16 protein-coding genes are annotated in these 21,888 nt (G+C 65.9%); 6 read left to right on the top strand and 10 right to left on the bottom strand.

Annotated elements, in window-relative coordinates; translation table 11 throughout:
* Positions 1 to 648: 648 nt before the first annotated feature.
* The 5 genes from AB1824_02975 to AB1824_02955 all read left to right on the top strand — a co-directional run bounded on the left by AB1824_02975 (position 649) and on the right by AB1824_02955 (position 6,643).
* Positions 649 to 2,514, top strand: coding sequence for a hypothetical protein (locus tag AB1824_02975; GenBank protein MEW5763917.1), 1,866 nt, complete (start codon positions 649 to 651; stop codon positions 2,512 to 2,514).
* The gene (locus AB1824_02970; GenBank protein MEW5763916.1) at positions 2,514 to 3,362 is read left to right on the top strand and encodes a cytochrome c3 family protein; all 849 of its coding nucleotides are present in this window, start codon (positions 2,514 to 2,516) and stop codon (positions 3,360 to 3,362) included. Before AB1824_02975 ends, AB1824_02970 begins: the two co-directional genes overlap by 1 nt.
* Before the next feature lie 363 nt (positions 3,363 to 3,725).
* Entirely contained in the window at positions 3,726 to 5,513 is a 1,788-nt protein-coding gene (locus AB1824_02965; GenBank protein MEW5763915.1) for a hypothetical protein, read from the top strand.
* A gap of 156 nt (positions 5,514 to 5,669) precedes the next feature.
* Complete coding sequence (locus tag AB1824_02960) at positions 5,670 to 5,969, top strand: AF1514 family protein (protein MEW5763914.1); 300 nt, start codon at positions 5,670 to 5,672, stop codon at positions 5,967 to 5,969.
* Between the two features lie 56 nt (positions 5,970 to 6,025).
* Positions 6,026 to 6,643, top strand: a complete 618-nt coding sequence (locus AB1824_02955; protein MEW5763913.1) for a DUF1579 domain-containing protein — start codon at positions 6,026 to 6,028, stop codon at positions 6,641 to 6,643.
* Between the two features lie 79 nt (positions 6,644 to 6,722).
* Here AB1824_02955 and AB1824_02950 read toward each other — a convergent pair whose 3' ends face one another.
* The 7 genes from AB1824_02950 to AB1824_02920 form a co-directional block, all read right to left on the bottom strand.
* Positions 6,723 to 7,202, bottom strand: coding sequence for a hypothetical protein (locus AB1824_02950; protein MEW5763912.1), 480 nt, complete (start codon positions 7,200 to 7,202; stop codon positions 6,723 to 6,725).
* 15 nt (positions 7,203 to 7,217) lie between these two features.
* Complete coding sequence (locus tag AB1824_02945) at positions 7,218 to 8,492, bottom strand: multicopper oxidase domain-containing protein (GenBank protein MEW5763911.1); 1,275 nt, start codon at positions 8,490 to 8,492, stop codon at positions 7,218 to 7,220.
* A gap of 31 nt (positions 8,493 to 8,523) precedes the next feature.
* Positions 8,524 to 10,074: a multicopper oxidase domain-containing protein gene (locus AB1824_02940; protein MEW5763910.1), complete on the bottom strand. Its 1,551-nt coding sequence runs from the start codon at positions 10,072 to 10,074 to the stop codon at positions 8,524 to 8,526.
* Between the two features lie 43 nt (positions 10,075 to 10,117).
* Positions 10,118 to 11,344, bottom strand: a complete 1,227-nt coding sequence (locus AB1824_02935) for a multicopper oxidase domain-containing protein (GenBank protein ID MEW5763909.1) — start codon at positions 11,342 to 11,344, stop codon at positions 10,118 to 10,120.
* 32 nt (positions 11,345 to 11,376) lie between these two features.
* Complete coding sequence (locus AB1824_02930; protein MEW5763908.1) at positions 11,377 to 17,259, bottom strand: right-handed parallel beta-helix repeat-containing protein; 5,883 nt, start codon at positions 17,257 to 17,259, stop codon at positions 11,377 to 11,379.
* Positions 17,260 to 17,329: 70 nt separating this feature from the next.
* The gene (locus AB1824_02925) at positions 17,330 to 17,536 is read right to left on the bottom strand and encodes a hypothetical protein (GenBank protein ID MEW5763907.1); all 207 of its coding nucleotides are present in this window, start codon (positions 17,534 to 17,536) and stop codon (positions 17,330 to 17,332) included.
* 288 nt (positions 17,537 to 17,824) lie between these two features.
* On the bottom strand, positions 17,825 to 19,228 hold the full coding sequence (locus AB1824_02920; protein MEW5763906.1) for a sigma-54 dependent transcriptional regulator: 1,404 nt from the start codon (positions 19,226 to 19,228) through the stop codon (positions 17,825 to 17,827).
* 212 nt (positions 19,229 to 19,440) lie between these two features.
* Here AB1824_02920 and AB1824_02915 point away from each other — a divergent pair, with 212 nt between their 5' ends.
* On the top strand, positions 19,441 to 20,322 hold the full coding sequence (locus AB1824_02915) for a hypothetical protein (GenBank protein MEW5763905.1): 882 nt from the start codon (positions 19,441 to 19,443) through the stop codon (positions 20,320 to 20,322).
* A 24-nt stretch (positions 20,323 to 20,346) separates the two neighbouring features.
* Here AB1824_02915 and amrA read toward each other — a convergent pair whose 3' ends face one another.
* The 3 genes from amrA to AB1824_02900 form a co-directional block, all read right to left on the bottom strand.
* Positions 20,347 to 20,922, bottom strand: a complete 576-nt coding sequence (amrA, locus tag AB1824_02910) for an AmmeMemoRadiSam system protein A (protein MEW5763904.1) — start codon at positions 20,920 to 20,922, stop codon at positions 20,347 to 20,349.
* Positions 20,912 to 21,142 carry a NifU family protein gene (locus AB1824_02905; GenBank protein ID MEW5763903.1) on the bottom strand — a complete coding sequence of 77 codons (231 nt, stop codon included), beginning with the start codon at positions 21,140 to 21,142 and terminating at the stop codon, positions 20,912 to 20,914. Before AB1824_02905 ends, amrA begins: the two co-directional genes overlap by 11 nt.
* Positions 21,143 to 21,220: 78 nt before the next feature.
* A complete protein-coding gene (locus AB1824_02900; GenBank protein ID MEW5763902.1) occupies positions 21,221 to 21,856 on the bottom strand; it encodes a transglycosylase SLT domain-containing protein in 636 nt (211 codons plus the stop codon).
* Positions 21,857 to 21,888: the final 32 nt, after the last annotated feature.

The raw sequence follows: 21,888 nt of genomic DNA, 5'->3' as shown, positions 1-21,888 counted from the left end.
GGAGCGTTCGCAGCCGGAGCGTCCGCGGAGGATTCCTTGGGCCGGCTTTCGCAGCCCCGCTTGGAACGCAGCGAGCGGACTCCGACGCGAGCGAGGCTCCTAGCGGGGCTCGAAAGGAATCCAACCTTCAAGGGGTCCTCCGCCAGAGGGCTTCTTCGAAGGCATCCCGCACAGGACGGTTTTGGAGAGGGATTCGAAGGGCGGCCATCCGGTCGTCTTTCGAAGGGCCACCCGCCGGGGCTGCTTCGAAGCAAGACCCGGCTGGAAGCTCCAGGCCATTCCCGCCCACGCCATCAAAACTCGCCGCGTGGGGGATGTGCTGGCTTCATGCATGGCCCGGTCAGGGCAAGGTGCCCCATATTGTATTTCGAAGGACCTCATTCCCCATCGGGGGGGTGGGTACCCCAAAGGAGGGGGGGCGCACCGTGCGAAAAGGGGCAAATGGCGCAATTCATATGGAGCCCACTCCGTCAAGCAAAGGGACTTGATCTTCGGGTTGGATGGCACGACCCCTTTCTTTCGAGGCCACCTTGTTTGGGGAAATGCCCCAGTCGCGACGGCGGGTTGCATTTCCAGAGGAAGCCGGTTAAGCATACTGTCATACTAGGTGTAAGCCGATGTCTCGGCGACGGCATTAAGGAGTGTGGCGTGGGCAAAAAAGACCGTCTTGGCGTTGGCTTGGGCCTGGCCGCCCTCCTGCTGGGGGCTTCGCGGGTGGCCGCCCAGGGGTTCTCGGGCGATGTGGCGGCGGGCCACGCGTGGCTCAACGAGGGGGGCAGCCTCTCGAGCTTTTCAACCCAGTACAACCAGGGAGAGGGAGCTTTCCTGGAGAACCTCCTTCTTGAATGGCGCCCCGCTCCCGGGGCCGCGCCCCGCTTCTCCCTGAAGGCCTGGAGCCTGGGTGACCCGGAGCCGGACCACCATGCGAGGCTTGTCTTTGCCCCGGCCCGCACGTGGCGATTCAACCTGGGATACGACGGTCGCGCCTCGGTCTTTTCCCTCATGGAGCCGCCCGAGGACCATCGGGCGGACCGGTGGACGATCGAGCGATGGAGCGCCGAGGCGGTCTACGACGGCTGGAATGCAGCCCGGATCGCGCTGGGGCTACGCCACTCGAAGCGGGACGGGCAGGTGGACCGGGTTTTGTACGGACTCAACGAGCTCTATCCGATGCGGGTGGACCTCGATGAATCCTACCGGGAAGTCACCCTGCGCGTGGAGACCCGGACCCTTCCCGTGCGCCTCTTTTTCGAGCAGAGTCTGGGCGCCTTCGAGCGGGAGAACCGGTGGCGCCCTCTGGGCGGGCGGGATCTTTCGGGCACGGACCCCGACCTCCTCTCCCGGCTGGAGACCTCCCGCAAGGACGAGATCGACGTTCCCACTTCCCGGCTCGGCGCCTTCTACCGCAATGATCGGTGGGACGTGGCGGGGACCTTCCTGTACAGTCGTTCGGATCTGGACGCGGCCGGCTCAACCTGGCGGACCTTCGACATCGCCGGCGGCTCCACGGGCCAGATCGCCTACCTCGACGAGCTCGTGGGGTCGGCTTCCCAGGACACCCTCGCGGGCGACCTACGGGCCGCCTACCGGCTGACCGACGCCTGGTCCCTTCGCCTTCGGGGGGCTTACCGGAAGTCCCAGTCCGATTCGGACCTGGTCGGACGGTCGCTCCTTCACGTGGGCTTTCCCGGAATCCCCGGCCTGGACTTTTCGGTTCCCGTGGACGAGCGGGGGTTCTTCGACGTGACGGATCGCTCCGCGTCCCTGGAGGCCGCCTATGAAGGACGTCGGTTCGGAGCCTGGGGGGCGGTTTTCGGCGGAAGCAGAGCCGTGGATTGGAGGCGCACGACCGACGGCGGCCTTCGCTCGGCGGACCGGGATTCATCGGGATACCGCCTGGGGGCTTCCTGGCGCGCCGGCCGACGGCTGACCCTGAGCGGCGAATACGAGCGAGGCACCTTCGAGCGGTACGTCTTGAGGGTCGACCCCGAAACGGTGGACCGCCTCACCCTGCGCCTGCGGTCCAGGCTCGACAGCGGATGGTCCTTCTCCCTCCACGGACGCTTCGAACGGACCGATGCCCCCGCCTCTCAAAGCGGACTCGACGGTCGGAGCGACGCTTTCGGGGCCTCGGTGGCCTGGGACGACCCCAAGGGCCGGGGAGGGGTGGCTCTGGAAGTGGATCGCAACCGACTCCGCTCTCGGACCGACATTGTCCTGCCCGACCGCGCGGCCGACCTTTCGATCTACGACCTGGGCCTTTGGACCGTCGGTCTTCGCGGCTACTTTACCGTCGGCAGGCTCTCCCTGGACGGCTCCATCCTCCGCGTGAAGGATTCGGGGCACACCTGGCCGTCCTCGTCGTGGATCGGCGACGCGCGCGCCACCGTCCAAGGCCCCAAGGGCACGCGCGTTTCGGTGTTCGCTCAGCGGCGCGAGTACGATGAGGACCGGAGTTCTCAGGATGATTTCCAGGTTACTCGGTACGGCATCGTCTTCGGGTGGAGGTTCTGATGAAGGCCCTTCGTTTCGCCTGGCTGATCGGACTGGTGGCCGCCGTCCTGGCGGCGAGATTCTCCGCGGCCCAGGAGAAAGCGCCCTCCCTGGAGGACTGCGCCGCCTGTCATGAAGAAGTCACCCAGGCCTTTGCGGGGACGGCCCACGGCGCCGCCATGGCGGCGCGCTCTCCGGAAGTCCTGGCCTCGGCCTGCGCCGCCTGCCACCGTCCCACGCCCGCCCACCTCGAAGAACCTTCCGCCGAGAACGTTCGCAGGGTTCCCGGTCCGTCCGCCTGCCTGACCTGCCACGGGGACCGGCTGGGGTCCGTAGCCCTCGCGACACCCGGCCACGAGAGGACGGGCATCGCCTGCTCGGACTGCCACGCCGCAGGACACATGAAACCAGCGGCCGCCGAGCCCCTCCTCTCCGCCTCGCCCAGGGAATTGTGCGCCTCCTGCCACCGGGCCGAGGCGGCGGCCTTCCGGCTCCCGTACGCTCACCGAGAGGGTCCCGGGGCTATGGACTGCACGGCTTGCCACGACGTCCACGGGCTGTCGGCACGGGGACGCCTGACCCAGGGTCAGGACGGAGGCGTCTGCCTCGATTGCCATTCGGAGAAGGCCGGACCCTTCGTCTTTCCGCATCCGCCCCAGCGCCTCTCCGCCTGTCTTTCCTGCCACACCCCCCACGGGTCCGCGAACCCCCGGCTCCTCCTTCGCCGCCAAGCCGCAGACCTTTGTCTGGAGTGCCACACCCGCGTCCCCTCCTTTCACAACCTGGCACGCCCTCGGTATCGGAACTGCCTGAACTGCCACACGGCGGTTCACGGCTCGAACCGAAGCGCGGTGCTGTTCGACGAATAGGGAAAACCGGGGCTCCCCCTTTCGCCGCGGGAGGCTTCTTGCTCCTCCCCCGTGGTCCGACTTCCACATCTACATCACTTGGTACAATAGGGGTATATGGCGCATTGGCACGCCTGGTGCTCCAGGCTTCCTTCTTATACTAAATTACTCATAGATTCCAGTTGTCTATGAATTTAAGCCTCTAGCGCATCATGGCAAACTGCGCGATATCCCCCCACGGCCCGCTTCGCTCTCAGCAAACCTTGTCGAAGCCCCCTGCGCCAAGTAACTTGGTAGGCGTTGAAGGTGACCGGGGGCAGGACCGCCGGCCGGACCGCCTCACCCGGTGAAGGGCAGGGTTTTCTAGAGCGTAAGGAGGGTTGCATGAAGCACATCCGCATTTGGATCGCTGTCGTCGTGGCCGCTTCCGCGGTGGCCGTTCTGGCCGGCTCTCGGGCCAAGGGCGCGTCGGGTCCCGTTCAGGTCCCCCCCCAGCGGGATGGGAGCCTCGAGAAGACCCTCCTTCGGTACTACACGAAGGCCCAGCTCCAGGCGGGCACCATGGTGGGCTCGGAGTTCTGTCTGGCGTGTCACGGATCCTACGGGGATTCGGTGGAGTGGCGCCACACCAACCACTCTCACGCCCTCCGCAAGCCCATGGGCATGTACTCCCTCCAGCCGGGGGAGGGCATCCTCGCCGACTACGACAAGAACGGCATGGACGATTTCATGCAGGGGCTCGATTTCAACGCGATCTCCTCGGCTTTGGATTCCGCCAAACCCAATGCCCCCATCCTTTCCTACAACGCCGCCAACGACACCTACTGGATCCAGCTCGGTCCCGGAGGACTCCAGCTCCAGGTGGTGGCCACGTGGGCCGGGATGTCCGCCACGAACGGACAGCGGTACATGGTCCGCATCCCCGTGAGCGACAGCCCCACGGGTTTTAGCAGCGCCATCTACTTCGGACCCTTCTCCTGGTCCGGGTCGGCTTATTCGAGCAACCTGTCGAACTGGTACACCGGGAGCACCCCCAAGTACGCTCCAGGCCTCACCAGCGCCGCACTGGTTCCCCTTCAGGGACAGAACTACCTGAAGAACTGCTCGGGGTGCCACATCACGGGAGTCCGGGTGGCCAGGGTGACGGCCGCCGGGGAATACGTCGTGAACCCCTTCCCGGCTTCCTTGGTTCCAGAGAACAGCCCGAACTACCCCGACCTGGATGGTGACGGACTTCCCGATCTCGCCAACATCGGTTGCGAGAGCTGCCACGGTCCCGGATCGGCCCACATCCTCGCCGGCGGCGACCCGTCCAAGATCGTGAACCCCAAGGACATCGCCAACAACCAGCAGAGGAGCGCCACCTGCCTCCAGTGCCACGTGCAGGTCACCTCCACGCCGAACAAGGTCTGGGGATTCCCCTTCGACGAGGTGAACAATAAGGGCTACTTCATGAGCAACCCGCCCGCCGCCCTTTCCAGTTACCAGCTTTCCAAGGCGGTCAAGTGGCCGGACGGTATCAACTACCAGTACGAGCGCATCGATTCGTACATGAGCAGCGCGCACTACACCGGCAGCCACGGCATTGCGTGCAACGACTGCCACAACAGCCATGCGGAGACGAGCAACCCGGCCCAGGTCCGCGACAAGATCACCCGAAGCGGGGTCACGGACATCCCCGCCAGCGTCCACAACCCGAGCTTCTGCCTGTCCTGCCACGCGGGTTACGGCGACTTCGCCGGCATGACCAAGCAGATGATCAAGGACTACGACGCGAATTTCGAGCTCATCCGCTCCAAGACCGAGGAACATTCCCACCACCCGTACATGGAAGACCGCGATATGGGCCTGGGCAACTGCGTTTCGTGCCACATGGCCCGGCAGGTGAACCACAGCTTCCACCCGGCACGGCCCGAGGACACCATCGCCTTCCAGACCTCGCGGATCTCGGCCACCGCGACGGGCAACCCCAACGCCTGCGCCACCGCGTGCCACCGGGGCAACGTCCGGATCTGGCAGGACACGCCCGTCATCAGCGACTGGACCAACTCCCTCTTCGGTACGGCCGACGAGGTGAAGCTGGCAGACCACCTCGTCAACTACTACGGTCCGGGCGGGACCTGGTGGAACACCACCCCGTCTTCCGCCCCCTCCTCCGACGAGAAGCCCTGAACTTACCTCCTCTTTCTGACTGGACGGGGCCCCTTCGGGGGCCCCTTTTTTTGACCGTAGAGCCCCCCCTGGTTCTTCCCCGGAGGGCCCCCTCCGTCGTGGAACGGGCCCTTTCGCCCCGGGGCGGAACGGCGCCATACTGTTTTGGAGGGCCCCATGCGAACGATGCGCATCGAGACCGGGGAGCCGGCAGCCGATTTTGACCTGGCCCGACGTCTGGCGGGCTCCGTGGCCCAATCGCTCCTGGGCGAATGCACCTGCCTGTCCTGGCGCGACCGGAACTCCGGCCGCGAGTCTCCGTCCAACGCCTCCGACTGCCACGGCTCCTGTGAGGTTCCCGGCTATGTCGAATACGCCGTGACCCGAGGCGCATCCTTGCGCGTTCAAGTGGATGGAGAGACCTTCGACTTTCTCTTTCGCGCCCTCGGGGAATTCGCCTCCGGGACTGGAGAATAATGCGTTGTTTTTCCCGTTTTACAGAGCAGGCACAAGCCGCCCAAAGGAGAAATCCAATGAGACCTATGGTCATCCGCTTCGCCGCCGGCGCGATCCTCGCCGCCGCCCTCGTTTCGGCCCCCGCCCGCGCCCAAGAGAAGGAGGGTCAAGCGCCACCCGCGCCCTCCCAGGAGATGCAGGCCATGATGGAGGCCTATGCAAAGGCCGCCCAGCCGGGGCCGGGCCACGCCTTCCTCGCCCAGCTCGTGGGCACCTTCAAGGCCACGGTAAAGAGTTGGATGGGACCCGGCGAGCCGGAGGTTTCCGAGGGAATCTCCGAAAACACCATGATCTTCGGGGGGCGCTATCTTCATCAGAAGTTTACGGGCTCGGTCATGGGCCAGACGTTCGAGGGCTTGGGCCTGACCGGATTTGACAACACCTTCCAGAAGTTCACGGGGCTCTGGATCGACTCCATGAGCACGGGAATGATGACCAGCGAAGCTTCCCTCGACGCCACGGGGAAAGTGCTGAACTCGGTGGAGACCTATCCCGACCCCTTGACGGGCAAGGTCAAACGGACCCGAAGCGTCCTGAAAATCGTGGACGCCGACACGCACGTGATGGAAATGTACGACGTCGGTCCCGACGGGAAAGAATTCAGGATGATGGAGATCACCTACCGCAGGAAGTAGCTCCCGCGGGGTTTCTCTTGCAACGAAACAGGGGCGGCCGGTGGCCGCCCCCCTCGTTTTCGAAGGCTCCCCTTTTCCGTCACTCCACGGTCAGGCCCGGAATCCGAACGTCCCCGAGGACCAGCGTCACGCGGTTGCCGGACTTCACGACGCGGCCGCCGTTGGCGAAAAGCATGAAGTAGACCTTCCCCTCCTGGATCCTGTCGGATCGCTGGCGGAGAGGCCCGACGTAGGCGGGGCTGGGGACCTTGAGCACGGAGTGGGTGGCCTCATCGATGAGGGAAATGGTGAGGCCCTTCTTGTGCACGGCCTGGGCCTTGGCGGCGTCGAGGACCCGGTACCGCATGTCCACGACCATGTCCGAGGCGCTCAGGCGCAGGGATTCCACCTCGATCCCAAGGAGTGCCCGGTAGTCTTGCGCTTCGGCGGGGGGCTTCCGGACACCGCAGGCGAGGGCCGCCGCAAGGGCGAGGAGGAAGAGCAAATACGCGGCGGGCCGGAAGATTCCGACTTCCTCCGGCCCGCGGTCCAGGTCAAGAGCTCTGGGTGTAGGGTTCATGGGTCTCCGTCGGGATTACTTTTGGGGGCCTTCCGCCCCGCACGTCACGCATCCCGTTACCTGGAAGAATACCAGCGGCTCGGGCGGAAGCGAAAGAGTGGCACCCACGGCCCCGGACGAGACAACGGCTTGGAGGTTTGTAAAATCAGCCGGTCCCGGTGTGGTGCTGGAGTAGACCCTGTAGAAGTTGGCCTCCGGAATGTCCGTCCAGGTGAGCGTGACCGTGCCGGGGCCCTGTACGGCCATGAGGGTGTCGCCGACTCGCGGAGGAGGCGGGCCTCCAGCCGTCAGGCTCAAGTAGGTGAGCATCCCGCCCCCCGTAGCCGCGGCGTTGGTCAGGTTCATGGCCCGGTCGAAAACCGGGAAGGTGCACCCCCCCAGCTGGCTCGAGGGACCAAGGAGCAGGGCATCCGCCGTCGTTCCCGCTCCCAGGACCACGCTGTAGGTATCGCGAGGATAGGTCAACTTGTTGCCGGTTTCCGCGACCTGGCGCACGTAAAGGCCCTGGAAGAGCGGAACGTGGGTCTCGATACCGGCGTTGACCAGCCGGACGAGTACCTGATCCCCCGCCGAGAAGGCCGGAACGGGAGGGACTTCCGGAAAGGGTTTGCCATTGATCAAGAAATACGAGGGCTTGTAGTACATGGTGCTCGTGGGAGCCGGCGCCGTTCCGTAGGTGCCTCCGTCCACGGAGGCGTGGAGCGTCAGATCCACTTCGCTGAAGAGAAGGAGGAGATCCTGGTCATAGAAGACGCCAGGGTAGGCCTCACCGGCGGCGCTGTCCTTTGTCACGGCGCCGTAGAGCCCCATCTGGACCTGGACCTGGGGGTGCGTGCCGCTGTGGTAGAGGTAGGTGCCGGGGGGCAGGTTGCTCCACGTGTAGGTTCCATTGTTGCCGGGGGTGGTCACTTGCGTGAAGGACGTGATGCGGCCTCCCGCGTTTCTTACGGGATTGAGGTCGGCGTCCGGAACAACCCCGGGGATGAGGATGGAGACATCGGTGGTCACACCCGGGATGGAGGCGGGCAGGCGGTTTTTCAAGACGACCGTCAGGGACTGGCCCGGGGACACCGTGAGCCTCGGGCCGGGAACGGTGACGGTTCCATCGTCCACCGCGGCTCCGCTGTCCAGGGCGAAGCCCCACATGGGGGTCGTGGCCCCTCCGGGAAGACTCAGGGTGGTCTGGGCGGCTCGCAGGTAATAGGTCTCCGCGCGCGCGGCCTGGCTAACAAGGGCCAGCGCGAACAGAGCGGCCCAGGACAGCGTTCGGGAAAGGGTCCTTCTCTTCATTGGGTTCATCTCCTCCCTTTCTCTCGCCCGCTCAAGGGATGGCCACGCCGGGGGGCTCCACCACGGCCATGGTGAGCATGCCTCCCGGGAAGAGGTCGAAGTTCACGATCTCCCTCTCGTTGTGGGAGTGCCACATGAAATAGAGGCCGCCGTTTGCGTTGAACCCCCCGTCTCCGGGTGGAAGGGCGCCGGCGCTGCCGAGGTTCGGGCTGCCGCTGTAGAACATGCCGAAGGTAAGGGATTGCTGGGCAGGCAGGACCACCGGAACCGGAACGCCGTGATCCGTGTGGGCGAGGATCGTGCCCGCCGCCCAGTTCTGAGCCGCCGTGCCCTCCTGGGCCCTCAGGATCGTGAAGGTGTCGGAGGTCCCCGGGTGGCTCAGGAGGACGACCTCACGGTTCGGATCGTGGTCCGGCGTGGGAAAGGCCGGATCCCAGAGGATGGCCCGGAATCCGTAGGGGTATTTGCGGCCTTCCCCGGCGGGGAGGGTCATCGTGGTGTCGCCGGAGGCCAACGGCGCCGCAAGGGCGGATTGGGCGTAGAGTTCATGGCTTTGAAGCGCCTTGTTGGCGTCGGGGTTGATCACGCCCAGGGTGTGGCCGTACACGTCCCAACCCAGTCCGTATCCCGTCCAGGTGAACAGGGCGTCGTAGGTTTCTCCGGGGTGGACCGACATGGTGAAGTTCGATTCGGCGAGATCCGGACCCGCGCCGGGTGCGCTTTCCAACAGGCGCGCGTTCCGGGCGATCAGGAGGTGGTTGTTTCCATGGGTGTGGTAGGGGTGGGCGTCGTGGCCCGTCCCGATGACCCGAAGGAGAACCACGTCCTCCGGGTGCATGCGAGGCAGGCACGAGTAGGGCTGGTGAGGAAGCCACGGAACCCCGTCGGCCGCCATGGTGTCGGGGCCGGTCCGCCCATTGATGAACCAGTAGACGGGCCACCATTTGGTGTTGTCCACGGCTTGCCCGAACTCGACCCGGTTGTGAACGTCCACATCCATGTCGCTCAGGACGAAAAGGTACTCGTGGTCGAAGGCCGTGTCGGGGTGGCCATAGGCCCAGTTGGGCTGGCCTTGGGGACGGACGATGAGCGCGCCCACGAGCCCCATTTCCACCTGGAGTTCGGGGCTGGTCCCGCTGTAATAGGTGTAGGTCCCCGGCCGGGAAGCCACGAATCGGTAGGTGACCGTCCCTCCCGAAGCGGCGGCCTCCTGGGTCAGTAGGCCCGGGGTGCCCCCGACGGCCTCCACGCCTTCCTGCCCCGGAAAGAGGATGGAGGTGGGCACCGTCAGCGTGTTCTCGAGGGTCACGGTGACCAGCTGTCCCTGCTCCACGATGAGGGTCGGCCCGGGGAACTGCATGACGCCCCCGCTTTGCGCGAACCCCCACATGTAGACGCTGCCCCCGTCCGCCGTGCTGATGTAGCCATCCCGGGTGGCCAGACTGAAGTTCGGCCCCGTGAGTCCGGGGATGGCCGCCTGGGTGGCGGCGGCGTACCCGCACACCGCCGCCACGGCCGCCGCCCACCGGAGCGCCCGGAAGCCCGATCGCTTCGGCATTCCATGGGTAATCGTGTTCATCATGGTCCTTCGCTCCCTTCCGAGGGATCCGACGCCCGTCCAAGCCTCACGGCGTGATCCGGATCTCGGTCATCATTCCGCCGAAGTCCTCGTTGTCGTTGCTCAGCTGGTTCAGGTTGGTCCCGTACAGGCAGTAGGTCCCGGCGGGAACCCCGGCGGTGTCCAGGATCACGTCCACGGATTGGCCCCCACCGAGGGTCAAGGACTGGGTCGTGTAGTAGAGGTTCTTGCCGAGAAGGGGCCCCGGGCCGTCCGGATCGGGGCCGCGCAGAAGCCTGGCCCCCTGGCCGACGACCGTCATGGGGATTCCGGCGATGCCGACCGTGTAGAACTCCCCGGTGGCCAGGCTGGAGATCCGGAGCAGGACCTTCTGGCCCTGGGTGGCGGTCACCAGGGCGTTCACTTTCTGGGAAGGCCTGCCTGCGTTATTGAGGATGTTTCCCGTGTTCACGGTGTCCGGATACCCTCGGCCGTTGATCATGGGGTACGTGTCGTGCATGTACGCGAAGTCCAGAGGCTGGACGTTTTCGCTGGACCAGTGGAAGCGGGGGTCGAATGAGGTCACCTGGATGGGGAAATCCACGTCGTAGTAGGTGGAGCCGTCCTCGTCGTTGTAGGCGTACTTGTACCCCGCCTGGTGGACAAACCCGTTGGAGAAGGTCGTCCCGGCCGGCAGCATGTCCTGCCTGGGCCGCACGTACAGGATGCCCAGCATGCCCATCTGCATGTGCTCGGTGGCTTCCACGTGGCAGTGGTACATGAAGGTGCCCGGCTCCACCAGGTTGTAGTAGTAGGTCAGGGACTCGCTCATGTTGATGGAGATGGAAGCCATGGGCTCGCCGTCGAAAATCACGGCGGCGTTGGGGAAGCCGTGGAAGTGGACGCTGTGGGGATCGAAGAGGTCGGGGCGCATGAACATCCCCGTGTTGGTCAGGGTCAGAAAGACCTTCTGGCCTTCGCGGAAGACGAGGGGCGGGGCGGGGGTCTCCGCGGCGAGCCTCCCGACGATGAGGGCCGAATCATCGTTGATGCCTGTCAGGTCGGAAAAGCCGAAGGCGTACATGTCCAGCCCGTCCGCCATCCGGACGTATCCGTCCCCTCCGGAGAGGTGGTAGCACACGTAGTCGTTGTTGACGATGCCGTCTCCATCCGTGTCCACCCCGTCCGTATCGGGGGGGCATTGCACGAAGACGTGGGCCTTGGCCGCCTGTGCCCCCGCCAGGAGCAGGAGCCCGAGGACCAGGGCCGACAGCCAGATCTTCCTTCCTCGCATGGGGGTCTCTCCCTTTCTCGCTTTGTCTGCGCTCACGGACAGCCCTGTCCCACGTTGGGGGCGAGTCCGCAGAGGTTCCGCGTCCTCACGACGTAGTAGAAGACCTGACCCGCGGCGGGGCTTTCGGAAATCGTGGCACCGGGTGCGGTGAGCGCGGAGGCCACGCACGCCGCGGATGAGAAGTCAGAGGCGGTGAGGCTCCGGACGAGATCGTAGGTGACGGCGACGGATCCCGGCGCCGAAGGGGCGCTCCAGGTGAAGTCGGTGGAGGCCGAACCGGACAGGGCGAGGAACCTCGCCACACCCGGTGCGGACCAGACCGACGGGTCGGCGGGCCGGCAGTCGATGGCGTCGTAGGCCGCGTCGCCGTCCGCATCCGGCATGGCCTCGGGCGCGGCGGAAGCGGTGTTGTCCACGGGGTCCGCCTCCTGGACGGCGCCTTCCACGGTGCTCGTTGTGGGCACGGGTCCGGGGGCCGAAGGGGTGATCGTAAGGACCACTACCGCCACCTCGCCGGGGGCCAGGGAGCCCACGTCGGCCGCCACCACGGATTCCCCGGGCGCGAGCGGTCCGCGGATCCCGTCCGCAGAACCCATCCGGAGGGTTCCCTTGGAGGAGGCGGCGTGGATCAGGCCCGCCCCGCCGGGAAGTTCGGTGACGGCCACCACACCGTCGGCGCCATTGGGGCCGGAGTTCGTGACGGTCACGGTCAGCGTCAAGGGCTGGCCCACGGCCACGGGATCGGGGAAGGCCGTGAGGGAAACCTGGAGGTTGGCCAGCGGGAGGAAGGCGGGATGCAATTCGTCTGCTCCCGCATCGGGGTAGAAGAAGCGGGGACGGACCTGCCCGTCGAAGTCCTGGGCCAGTTCGGGAACCGAGTAGCCCACCCCGGGGGTCCAGGAGGAGCTGCGGCCCAGGTTGAAGGCCGAGGACGCGGTGGTGGAGAGGTGGTAGTCCCCCGCGGAGGGATAGATGGGGTCGAAGCGGACGGAGATGTGCGTGCCGCCTTCGTCGAGAACCGCCGCGGCGGCCAGGGCATTGAAGTACGGCGTGACGAACATGGGATCGCCGGAGGTGTTCGTGGCGGCGTAGCCCGTGGTGCTCGTGAGGACGCAGTACTGAGGATCCAGGACCTCCGGGGAGGGAGCGTCTTCCACGAAGAGATCCTGGTAAAGCCCGGCGGGGTTGGCCAGCAGGCCCCCCGCACCGGCATTGGCCGTCGGGTCGTAGTACCAGGACCGGTTTTCCCAGAGGATGCAGTCCTCCAAGAGCGGGTTCGAATAGGTCTGGGTGAAGCCGGGGATGCTTCGCAGGGCCAGGCTGTGGTAGGCAGCCACGAGGCCCGATGCCCTGGGGGTGGAGACCGTCTGCCCGGCGCCAAAGGCCGTGATGGCCGTGGCCGTGCTGTCGTTGTGGGCGATGGTGTTGTTCGTGAGGTCCGCCCGGGCCGCGTCCTGAAGGATGATCCCCGCGCCGGAGTGGGCCGCCACGTTGTTGGCGATGATGTTGTTGTGAATCCGGAGCTGGTACCAGGACCCGGGGGTCGTCGGCGCGGCCTCCACGTCGGCCCCGTTGAAGCCCATGACGCGGATGGCGCCCCCCTTCCCCGCACCGGCGATGTTCCCCTGGAAGAGGTTGGAGTCCACCGTCACGTCACCGGCGCCCGTTCCGAGCGCGCCGCCCACGCCGGGACCACCGAGCCACAGGCCCCCGCCCTCGCCGCCGATCTGGAGGCCGGAAAAGACCTCGTTGAATGTGATCCGGTTGCGGGCGATGGTGCCGCCGTCGCTGAGCCCCTCGTGGAGGATGCCGCCGCCGTTGAAGCGGGAGAGGTTGCCGGAGATGAGGTTGTCGGTGATGGAGTATCCGTCCTGTCCGGTGAAAATGGCGATGCCGCCCGCTCCGTCCACGCCGCCGTTCTTCGCGATCTCGCAGTGGTGGATGGACACGTTCGTGTTGCTGGTGACCTGGTCGTTGCGGCCGAGGGAGATCCCCCCGGCGAACATGCCCTGGTTCCCGCGGATCTTCATGTTGCTGATCTCGGTGTAATGGGCCAGGGTGTCGATCGCGACCCCGCCTCCGGTGATGGCGCCCGTCACCTGGAATCCGTCGATATGGGCCGTCTGCCCGGCCGAGAAGGGATGACCCGGCGCGTTGCCGAACACCATGAAACCCGGGGCCTCCGTGGCGACGAAGGGGTCCGCCCCCAGGATGGAGACCACCTTGGCGTGCCAGGCGGTCAGCGCGTCCACGGAAAGGGGCTGGGCGTTGAGGATCGTATTGTCCATCCCCGAGCCCTGGACCGTCACGGGCTTGTAGACGATGGGATTCTCGTTGTACACGCCGGGCGCCACGAGGATGAGACACCCGTCGGCGGCGGCGTCGATGGCGGCCTGGATGGTGGCGTACTGGGAGGGGACGCGCAAAACGCAGTCGTTCACGCAGTCGATGACGTGCAAGGTCAGGCCCGTGGTGGAGGTTCGCCCCGTGTCGGCCCGAGTGACCAGGAGCTGCCCCGTGGTCGAAGAGGCCGGGACCGTCGCCTCAATGGTCGAATCGGTCCAGCTCACGACGGTCAGGGGCACCCCGCCCAAAGTGATCAGGCTGAAGCCGGGGTCGTAGGGTCCGAACCCGTAGTCCCTCTGCACCGTGGTCTCGTTCCCGGGGCCGGCGGGCAGGTTTGGATCGTAGAGCGGGTTGGGCACGCTCACGAGGCCCTTCGAGGCGACCGTGATGGTCCCGCCCGTGTCGCAGACGACGGGGCCTCCTCCGGGCGCGTCCCCGTTCACCGAGGCGATGCCGGGCGTTCCCGCCGGGGCTTCCACATCGAGGTTCCGATAGGGATAGCCGACCATGGCCGCGATGGGGACGATGGGGGTGTCCAGATAGGTCACCGAACCGGGGTAATAGTGGAGGGTCCACGAGACCTGCGCGAAGTTGGGGTCCCAGTGGGGGTCCAGGATCTTTTTCGTGGGGTCACCCGGAAAAGCCGGATCCTGCATGAGGGGGTGGTTCAGGACCACGGTGACCATGTGGGGCGCCACGCCCGATGGAGTGGGCGCGTTGACCGTAAAGGTGGAGGGGAGCATGGCGTTGTAGGCGCCCCACTCGTCCGTGTAAACCCGGGCGATTTCCACACCGTTCCAGTCCTGGAAGGAGAGGGGCAGCCAGGAGGGCGCCGATTTCTCCCCGAAGTTCGGGCTCGCCGCGTTGAATTCCGCCGTGAGGTCGTTGTTCACGAAGCCCACGGCCCGCGCCGCCTTGGGCACTTCCGTCAGGACGAAGAAGTTGACGGGCGCGTTGGAGGCGTCGGTGAGCCGGACCTGCTTGAGGTTGCACAGGGGCCTTTCGGTGCCCGCGTAGGGGGCGGGGATTCCAGGGAAGAGCGCCAGCTCCGGGGGAACGATGTACGGAATGGAGAGACCCTCGAAGGAGCTCGGGAGATTGGCCGCGGTTCCCACGCAGATGGCGGGGACAAGGTCCTGCGTCGGGGGAACGTAGCTGTCCCCGTAATCCACGTTCTTGTCCTCTTCCTTCAGGAGGGTGTACCCCGGAGGGGTGGCCGCTTCCACGATGTACATTCCGCGCGGAAGGGGGACCGGCTGGTCGCCCGGAAGGGCGTTGGCCAGGCCGGCGGGGAAGTAATCCCCGAAGGCGAATCCGCCGTCGAAGACGCCGGGGCGGATCTGGTTCCACGTTCCGTAGTTGTCGAAGCATTCCCGGGCAGGATTCCCGTGGATGATGGGCAGCGTCTGGCCGCACCCCGTGGGCATGTTGTCGTCCCAGGAATCGGAGGTGGCGATCTGGACGGCGTCCCCAGGGTTGAAGAGGGGATCGGCCGGGTGGCGGTCCACGTCCTCGCTGCCCTGGGTGCCCCCGTCGGCCCACCCGAAGGGGTAATTGTCCACGTCGGCCAGGTCGGGGGCCCCGCTGCCGTTCAAGTCGTCGATGACCGCGTCGATGTTGGCATCCAGGTAGAGGGCCAACTGAACCCTCGGGACTCCCGGCTCCCAGTCTTCCCCGGCGGCCCAGCGGGGGTCGTTCTCCGCGCGGGTGGTTGCGTAGTAGACGATGCCGCTGATGCCCCCGTTTTCACCGGGTCCGTACAGAACCTTTCCATAGTCGGAGTAGTTGGACTGGTTCAGGAAAAGCTGGATGGCCTGGGTGAGAACGGGCCCGGTTTCCGTCGTGGAGAGGTTGTTCCCCGTGTTCGGGTTGTTCACGGGGACCGTGGAAGGAGCCGAACCGTAGGGCCAGTTGGGCGGATCGACCTGAGGCCTGGGCGTCAGCTTGTCGAAGGAGGGGTAATCCCATCCCTGGTGGGGACCGAAGGCGCCTCCGGCGTCCACGACGTTCGTCACCCCTGTTGGCTTGTAGCGGGTGTAGTCCACCTCGGCGACGAGCCACTTGAAGAAGGGAAAGACCTCGGAGAACTGGAAGTTGCCGACGGCATCCGTGGCCTGGGCTTGATAGATCATGCCGTTGCGAAAGCGCAGGAGGACCGCCTGGTTGTCGATGCCCAATTCTTCGGGATCCCGGAAGCCGTTTCCGATGTGCCCGGGAATGTGGGTGGGGCCTCCGTCGTCCCAGAAGACGCTTCCTTCGTAGTTGCCGAACCACCGGAAGGCGAGCACGTTCCCGAGCTCCACGGCCTCTCCGGTCCCTCCCCCTCCGGCGGGCACGACCACGGACTGGAAGCCGAAGAGCGCGTCGAGGGGGATGTCCCACCAGACCAGCTGATAGGTTCCCGGCGGGATCCCCGTGATCGAGAATTCGCCCGTGTCGGGGTTGCAGGGGGCGGCATACAGGCCCTGACCGGTGGCCGGGTCGTTCAGGCCGATCCAGGCCTCCCCGACGGGCTCGCCCACCGCGAACTGCTGGTTGGAGGGCGGCGCGCCGAAGTGGTTGTACCGGAGATAACCGTGCAGGGAACCGGTGCCGGCGGGAGGAGTCGCCAGCCAGGGCAATTTGGGCTCCACGGGGCCCGTGGCGTCCGGGTTTACGAAACCGAAGAAGCAGTGCCAGGAGCCGGGGCCCCACCCTTCGGTGAAGAACTGGGGCTCTCCCGCCCGCACCCAGGCGTCGACGGTGGGCGTTCCTTCGATGGTGGCCGTCTGAATCCAGTTGGTGGCGTCCTCGGGAATGATGATGACCCCGTACTTGCCCTGGGGGAGATACTTGATGAGGGCCTCACCGACCTGGAGACCGTACGGGTTCAGGAGGGGATCGTTGACTTCGTCCTCGCCGATGGTCGTGACGGACCCCGTGCCGATCTGGTCCGGCACCGGGTTTCCGTCCACGTCCAGCACGGGGGTGCCGTCCGGATTGTACTGATAGGTGGTCCCCAGGGGATTTCCGAAGGCGTCCACGCTCACGGGGCCGGCGTAGTCGGCGAGAACCACGCTGAAGTGCCCCAGGCCCGGCTCGCCGGCGTCGGGCACGTTGTTGATCGTGTTGTGATCTACGAAACAAAACAGGAAGATCTGGGACGTTTCCAGCGGAAGGGGCTCCACCGTGACGTAGACGGTATTCTGGCCGATGTCCACGAGCTGGCCGCTGATGCTGTAGTCGGCGGCCGGAAGGACGGACACGACGAACCGCATGTCGTCGGGAAGCCCGGGAACGGAGACCGTGTGGAAAATGGAGGTCCCCTTCGCCACCACGGGGGCGTAGCTCTTGTGCACCACCGTCCCGATGCTGTCCGTCACGGGCAGGCCCGGAACCGTATGCTCCGTGGTGTCTTCCTCGATGAGGTAGCGGAACCCGCTCACGTTGTTCCCCGCCGGGTCCCTCACCACGATCGTCAGCGGCGCACGGGCCCACGCGGCCAGCCCCCCGATCAGAAACAGGCAAAGGGAGGACACCGTGCAGGCCACCTTCCGAAACGCTTCGAAACCGATTCGCCGGTCGCTCATGTCAACCTCTCCATCCCTGCGGCTGAGCCCCATCGCCGCGAGTCCGTGCGGATCCTCGGCGGCCGCCGCGTTAGCTGGCTTCAACTTGGTAATCGTCGCTGCGGGCCATGAAGGCCTCCGCGGCGTTGCGGATTTTGTAGGCGCAGTCTCGGGCGATGGCGTCGAACACGAGGCAGGCGTCGCCCCCTTCTTCGGGCCCGCCCCAGTCGGCCAGCTCCAGAAGCCTGCGGGACACTTCCAGAACGGCCTCCACGTGCTGCCTGCACTCCGATCGCATTCCGCCCTCCCTAAGGCCTGGCCTTATCCTTAGCAAACTAGTTGCCATTAATCAGGGCGCCTCGTAACGGGGTGCAAAACAAGAACTTCGCATCTTCAGCTCCAACGGCCGATACGTCGCCCGTACAGATGGCCGAACCGCCGGGTTCGCCATCCATCCCCGCCGCACATAAGGGTTCGGGCCTGAGCCCTCGGGGCCCATCCGATTGTTGGAAGGTGTCCATTTGGATCCCTTGGGGACGAGACATCGAGACACCGAGACAGACTCGAGTGCAACCCAGCCAGCAACCTAGGTGTTGCGTTCGAGAAACCGATAGAGTGTGGCCCGGCTCACTCCCAGCTTTCGAGCCGCCAGCACCTTGTTCCCACCGCACGAGAGCAGGGCCTCCGAAACCGCCAGGCGGGCCAGCGGCCTTCTGCGCCGCACCGCCCCGCGCAAGAGTTCCACCTCCGCGGGCCCTCTCACGGTACCGGGCAGATGGCGGACTTCAAGGTCCGCCCCGCGGGACTGAACCAGCGCGAAATGCAGGGCGTTTTCCAGCTCCCGCACGTTGCCCGGCCAGTCGTGGGCCTGCAGACGATCCAGCGCCTCCGCCGAGATTCTGGCCGGCGGGTGGCCGTGCTCGGAGCAGATCCTCTCGAGCAAGTGTCGGGCGAGGACCGGGATGTCCTCCCGGCGGTGGCGCAGGGGAGGCACCTGGATGGGAACCACGGCGAGGCGGTAGTACAGGTCCGCCCGGAAGCGACCCTGGGCGACCTCCCGCTCCAAGTTGCGGTTGGTGGCGCAGATGACGCGGACGTCCACGCGCGTCGTGTGCTCCCCCCCCACGCGCTCAAAGCTTCCATCCTGAAGGACCCGCAAGAGCTTGACTTGCATGGCCGGACTGAGTTCCCCGATTTCGTCGAGGAAGATGGTCCCGCCGTCGGCCAGTTCGAAGCGGCCCTTCTTGTCCCGAATGGCTCCCGTGAAGGCGCCCCGGACGTGCCCGAACAGCTCGCTTTCAAGCAGGCCGTCGGTGAGCACCCCGCAGTTCACGGGGACGATGTGCCGGAGGGCTCTCGGGCTCTCCTTGTGGATGGCCACCGCCACAAGTTCTTTTCCCACGCCGCTTTCGCCGTGCACCAGCACCGGAACAGGAAGGCGCGCCACCACGCGGATGGCCTCGAACAGGCCCTCCATTTGGGGGTCCTTCCCGATCATCCCGTGAAAGCCCTCTTCCCTGGGGGCCTGCTTCAATCGCACCAGCCGGGAGAGGTCCTCGATCAGCACCATGACGTATTTCCGGCTCCGGTGGATGAACGGAGAAGCGCTCAAGTGAAGCTCCAGGTCTTGGACCTTTCCACCGAGGACCACCTGAAGTCGGGCCCGGGTCCGCTGGGTCCTCCCTTCCTGGAGCGCCACTTCGGCGAGTCTCAGAACATCGCAAGACCTGCACGCCTCTGCATCTCCGCACGACTCGAGACGGCGAGCGTACACACACCCCAGCGCCCCGCCCCCTCTCATGCCAAGGAGTCGGTTCGCCGGAACTCCCAGCGCCTTTTCGAGCACGTCGTTGACCGCGAGAACGCGCCTTTCCTCGTCCATGAGGAGCATGCCGCAAGGAATGGCCCCCAGCAGCGTCCGGGTGAACTCGGGTCCAAGGAGCAGGCTTTCGGGAGCATCGGTCGCGGGGTCGGGAGCGAACTGGGCCATGGTTTTCGACACCCCTCCTCTTTCTCGAGCAAGACTGATGCGGACCTCGCCAATTCATACTGACCGACGTGCAATGAGATAACCCCTGGACCGGACGATTTCTTCCCTTTCCCACGCCTTGACGCCGGGATCAGAATTTGAAAAGGTGAAGCCGCCGCCGGGGGGGGCCGGCGGCAGGCATTCGGGCGCCCCCCAGTGGAAAAGGAGACTCGATGAAACGCGCTGCCTGGCTGCTTCTCTTCCTCCTGATGGGCGCCGCCCATTGGGCCCAGGGTACGGAACCTTCGTCTGGAGAGGCGAAGGTCCTTGTCCTCCACCGACCGCTTTCGAGGGGACAGAGCTACGAGTTGGCCCTGCGCCTCGAGGGGCATAGCAAGGGGACCACGGGAATCGGGGAATCCACATCGGGCCAGAGTCAGGAGTTCGGGCTCGACCTGTCGGGCACCGTCAAGGTCGTGTCCGTCGACTCCATGGGGCAGCCGACGCTCCTCGTTCTGTCCGTCGCAAAGGCACGGCTTCTGCTCGACGGAGAGGAGATGGCGCTGGGTCTGGACGGGGCGGACCTCGGGATCTCCTTCCCCTCCGGCAAGGTTCGCTTCACGCGCAAGGATGGCAAGGTCATGGCCAAAGAGGCCGAAGGGTTGCTTTCTCAGGCCTTTGCACCGCCCAAGGCGCTCCACCCGGATGAGGCGTTCGGCCCCGGACGGCCCGTGAGACCGGGGGAGTCGTGGACCCTGAAACCGGAGGTCCTGGCCCGGATGCTGGCGTCCGGAGCCGAGGGCGATGCGGGGCCCGCACCCACAAACTTCGAGGGAACCATGACCTACCTGGGTCCGGAAACCTGGGACGGGATGCCCTGCTCACACCTCCGCGCATCCCTGGTCGTGAAGGACCTCAAGGTCCCCCAGTTCGTCGGCACGATCCGAACGGAGGTCACGGAGGATCTGTGGTTGCCCGAGGATGCCTCCTCGATCCGAGCCCACCGGGTCCTGACCCTCGTGAACGATGTGCGGGGAAAGTTCCTTTCAGGGGACGGCAAGGCCCTGGACGTCAAAAGCAAAGATACGATGAAGCTCGATTCCACAACGCGCTAGGGCGTTCGGCCGGGAGGAGGCGGATCAGGGCTCCTCCCCCCAGACCTCGGCCTCGAACCTCTCCAGGACCGTACCCGGGGCCCTCCACGCGCGGGGCGGCAGGCCTGCCTTCAGGCAGACCTGCCTCAGAAATTCCTCTCGGCTCCAGCCCCAATCGACGGCCACCTGGGGGAGAAGAAGGCCAGTACGGTTTCCCAGGCGGACGATGAGGCCGTGGCGGCCCACTTCGACGGACTCCTCATCCGGCACGGGCTCCGGAACCGTGAGCGCGCTGATTTCCAGGCGGATCCGTGTCAAGTCCCGGGTCTTTACCGGTGGAAACCGGGGGTCCTCCACGGCGGCGCTGACCGCCATGCGGGCGACGGTGGCGTCGAGGGAGCCGGCGGGCAGGACGGTGCCGATGCATCCCCGCAGGTCTCCCTCCCGGGTCTTCAGGGTCACGAAGGCCCCCCGGGGGTGGGGGGCCACGATCGGGAAATCCTGTCCGGGCCGGAGCTTCCGGCCCTCCGTCACATAGACCCGGATGGCCTCTCGGGCAAGGGCCAGCAGGGCCTTGCGGGTCTCCGCCCCAAGGGGGGCCGGAGGGGCGTCAGACCGCAACCAACTCCCCGAATTCGGGGATGGTCCGCTTGAGTTCGCCGTAGACCCCTTGATAGAGCGTGTAGACGGCTCCTGGACAGCCGTGACAGGCCCCCACCAGCCTGACCTTGAGGTTCGGCTCCTGGATCTCCACGATCTCGATGTCTCCACCGTCCATCTGCAACGCCGGCCGGATTCGAGCGATGACTTCGCGGACGCGGCTCTCAAAGGTCTCGGACATGCGACGGCCTCCTCGTAGCCCTTAAGAATAGTCCGCAGGATCCTCCGGGGCGAGTCCCGGAGGGCGGTCCGCTCCATTTCAGGGGCTTTTCAACCACAGCGCGTAGGTCCTTCGCGTCTCCTCGATGTCGCGGCGGTAGGCCTTTCGGGGAAGGCCGTCCTCTCCGCCCCGCTTCAGAGCCTGGGGGCCCGCGTTGTAGACGACCAGGGCGGCGTCCACGGTCCCATAGGATTCCTCGAGCGACTTGAGGTACGCGAATCCCAGCCGGATATTGAGCGCGGGGTCGAAGAGGCTCGCCCCGTCGAGGTCGATCCCCTCCTTGGAGGCGACGGACCGTGCCGTCGCGGGAAGCAGCTGCATGAGTCCCACGGCTCCCTTCGGGGAGACGGCGCCCACCTGAAAGGTGCTCTCGTGCTTGATCACGCTGAGGACGAAGTCGGGCGAATACCCGTGGGTTCGGGAAACTTCGTCCACGGCCGAGGCGGTTCGGTCGAAAAGGGGACGGGGCCACCGCTGGCGGCAGTCCACCAGGGCTCGGGAGAGCAGGAGGGGGGTTCGGGAGGGTGCGGGGCGGCAGGATGCCGGCCGGTTCACCCGCACCGCCACCTCTCCCGTATGGCCCGCGGGTTTGCTCCAGACGTTCACGAGGAACAGCCCCGACAGGGCGGCGCTGCACGCCAATAGGCGCTCAATGACCCGAAAGGCGCGTCTCATCCTGCTCCCAATATAGGTTCTTCCTCTCCCAC

The organism is Acidobacteriota bacterium (assembly GCA_040752915.1).
Classification (GTDB): Bacteria; Acidobacteriota; UBA4820; order UBA4820; family DSQY01; genus JBFLVU01.
The sequence above is the reverse complement of the archived record's forward strand: the minus strand, read 5'-3'. Positions and strand labels throughout refer to the sequence as shown.

Bases quoted from the DNA above. Each gene is read 5' to 3' on its own strand.
- AB1824_02970 (MEW5763916.1), top strand. From the start codon at position 2,514: ATGAAGGCCCTTCGTTTCGCCTGGCTGATCGGACTGGTGGCCGCCGTC.
- AB1824_02965 (MEW5763915.1), top strand. From the start codon at position 3,726: ATGAAGCACATCCGCATTTGGATCGCTGTCGTCGTGGCCGCTTCCGCG.
- AB1824_02960 (MEW5763914.1), top strand. From the start codon at position 5,670: ATGCGAACGATGCGCATCGAGACCGGGGAGCCGGCAGCCGATTTTGAC.
- AB1824_02955 (MEW5763913.1), top strand. From the start codon at position 6,026: ATGAGACCTATGGTCATCCGCTTCGCCGCCGGCGCGATCCTCGCCGCC.
- AB1824_02950 (MEW5763912.1), bottom strand. From the start codon at position 7,202: ATGAACCCTACACCCAGAGCTCTTGACCTGGACCGCGGGCCGGAGGAA.
- AB1824_02945 (MEW5763911.1), bottom strand. From the start codon at position 8,492: ATGAAGAGAAGGACCCTTTCCCGAACGCTGTCCTGGGCCGCTCTGTTC.
- AB1824_02940 (MEW5763910.1), bottom strand. From the start codon at position 10,074: ATGATGAACACGATTACCCATGGAATGCCGAAGCGATCGGGCTTCCGG.
- AB1824_02935 (MEW5763909.1), bottom strand. From the start codon at position 11,344: ATGCGAGGAAGGAAGATCTGGCTGTCGGCCCTGGTCCTCGGGCTCCTG.
- AB1824_02930 (MEW5763908.1), bottom strand. From the start codon at position 17,259: ATGAGCGACCGGCGAATCGGTTTCGAAGCGTTTCGGAAGGTGGCCTGC.
- AB1824_02925 (MEW5763907.1), bottom strand. From the start codon at position 17,536: ATGCGATCGGAGTGCAGGCAGCACGTGGAGGCCGTTCTGGAAGTGTCC.
- AB1824_02920 (MEW5763906.1), bottom strand. From the start codon at position 19,228: ATGGCCCAGTTCGCTCCCGACCCCGCGACCGATGCTCCCGAAAGCCTG.
- AB1824_02915 (MEW5763905.1), top strand. From the start codon at position 19,441: ATGAAACGCGCTGCCTGGCTGCTTCTCTTCCTCCTGATGGGCGCCGCC.
- AB1824_02905 (MEW5763903.1), bottom strand. From the start codon at position 21,142: ATGTCCGAGACCTTTGAGAGCCGCGTCCGCGAAGTCATCGCTCGAATC.
- AB1824_02900 (MEW5763902.1), bottom strand. From the start codon at position 21,856: ATGAGACGCGCCTTTCGGGTCATTGAGCGCCTATTGGCGTGCAGCGCC.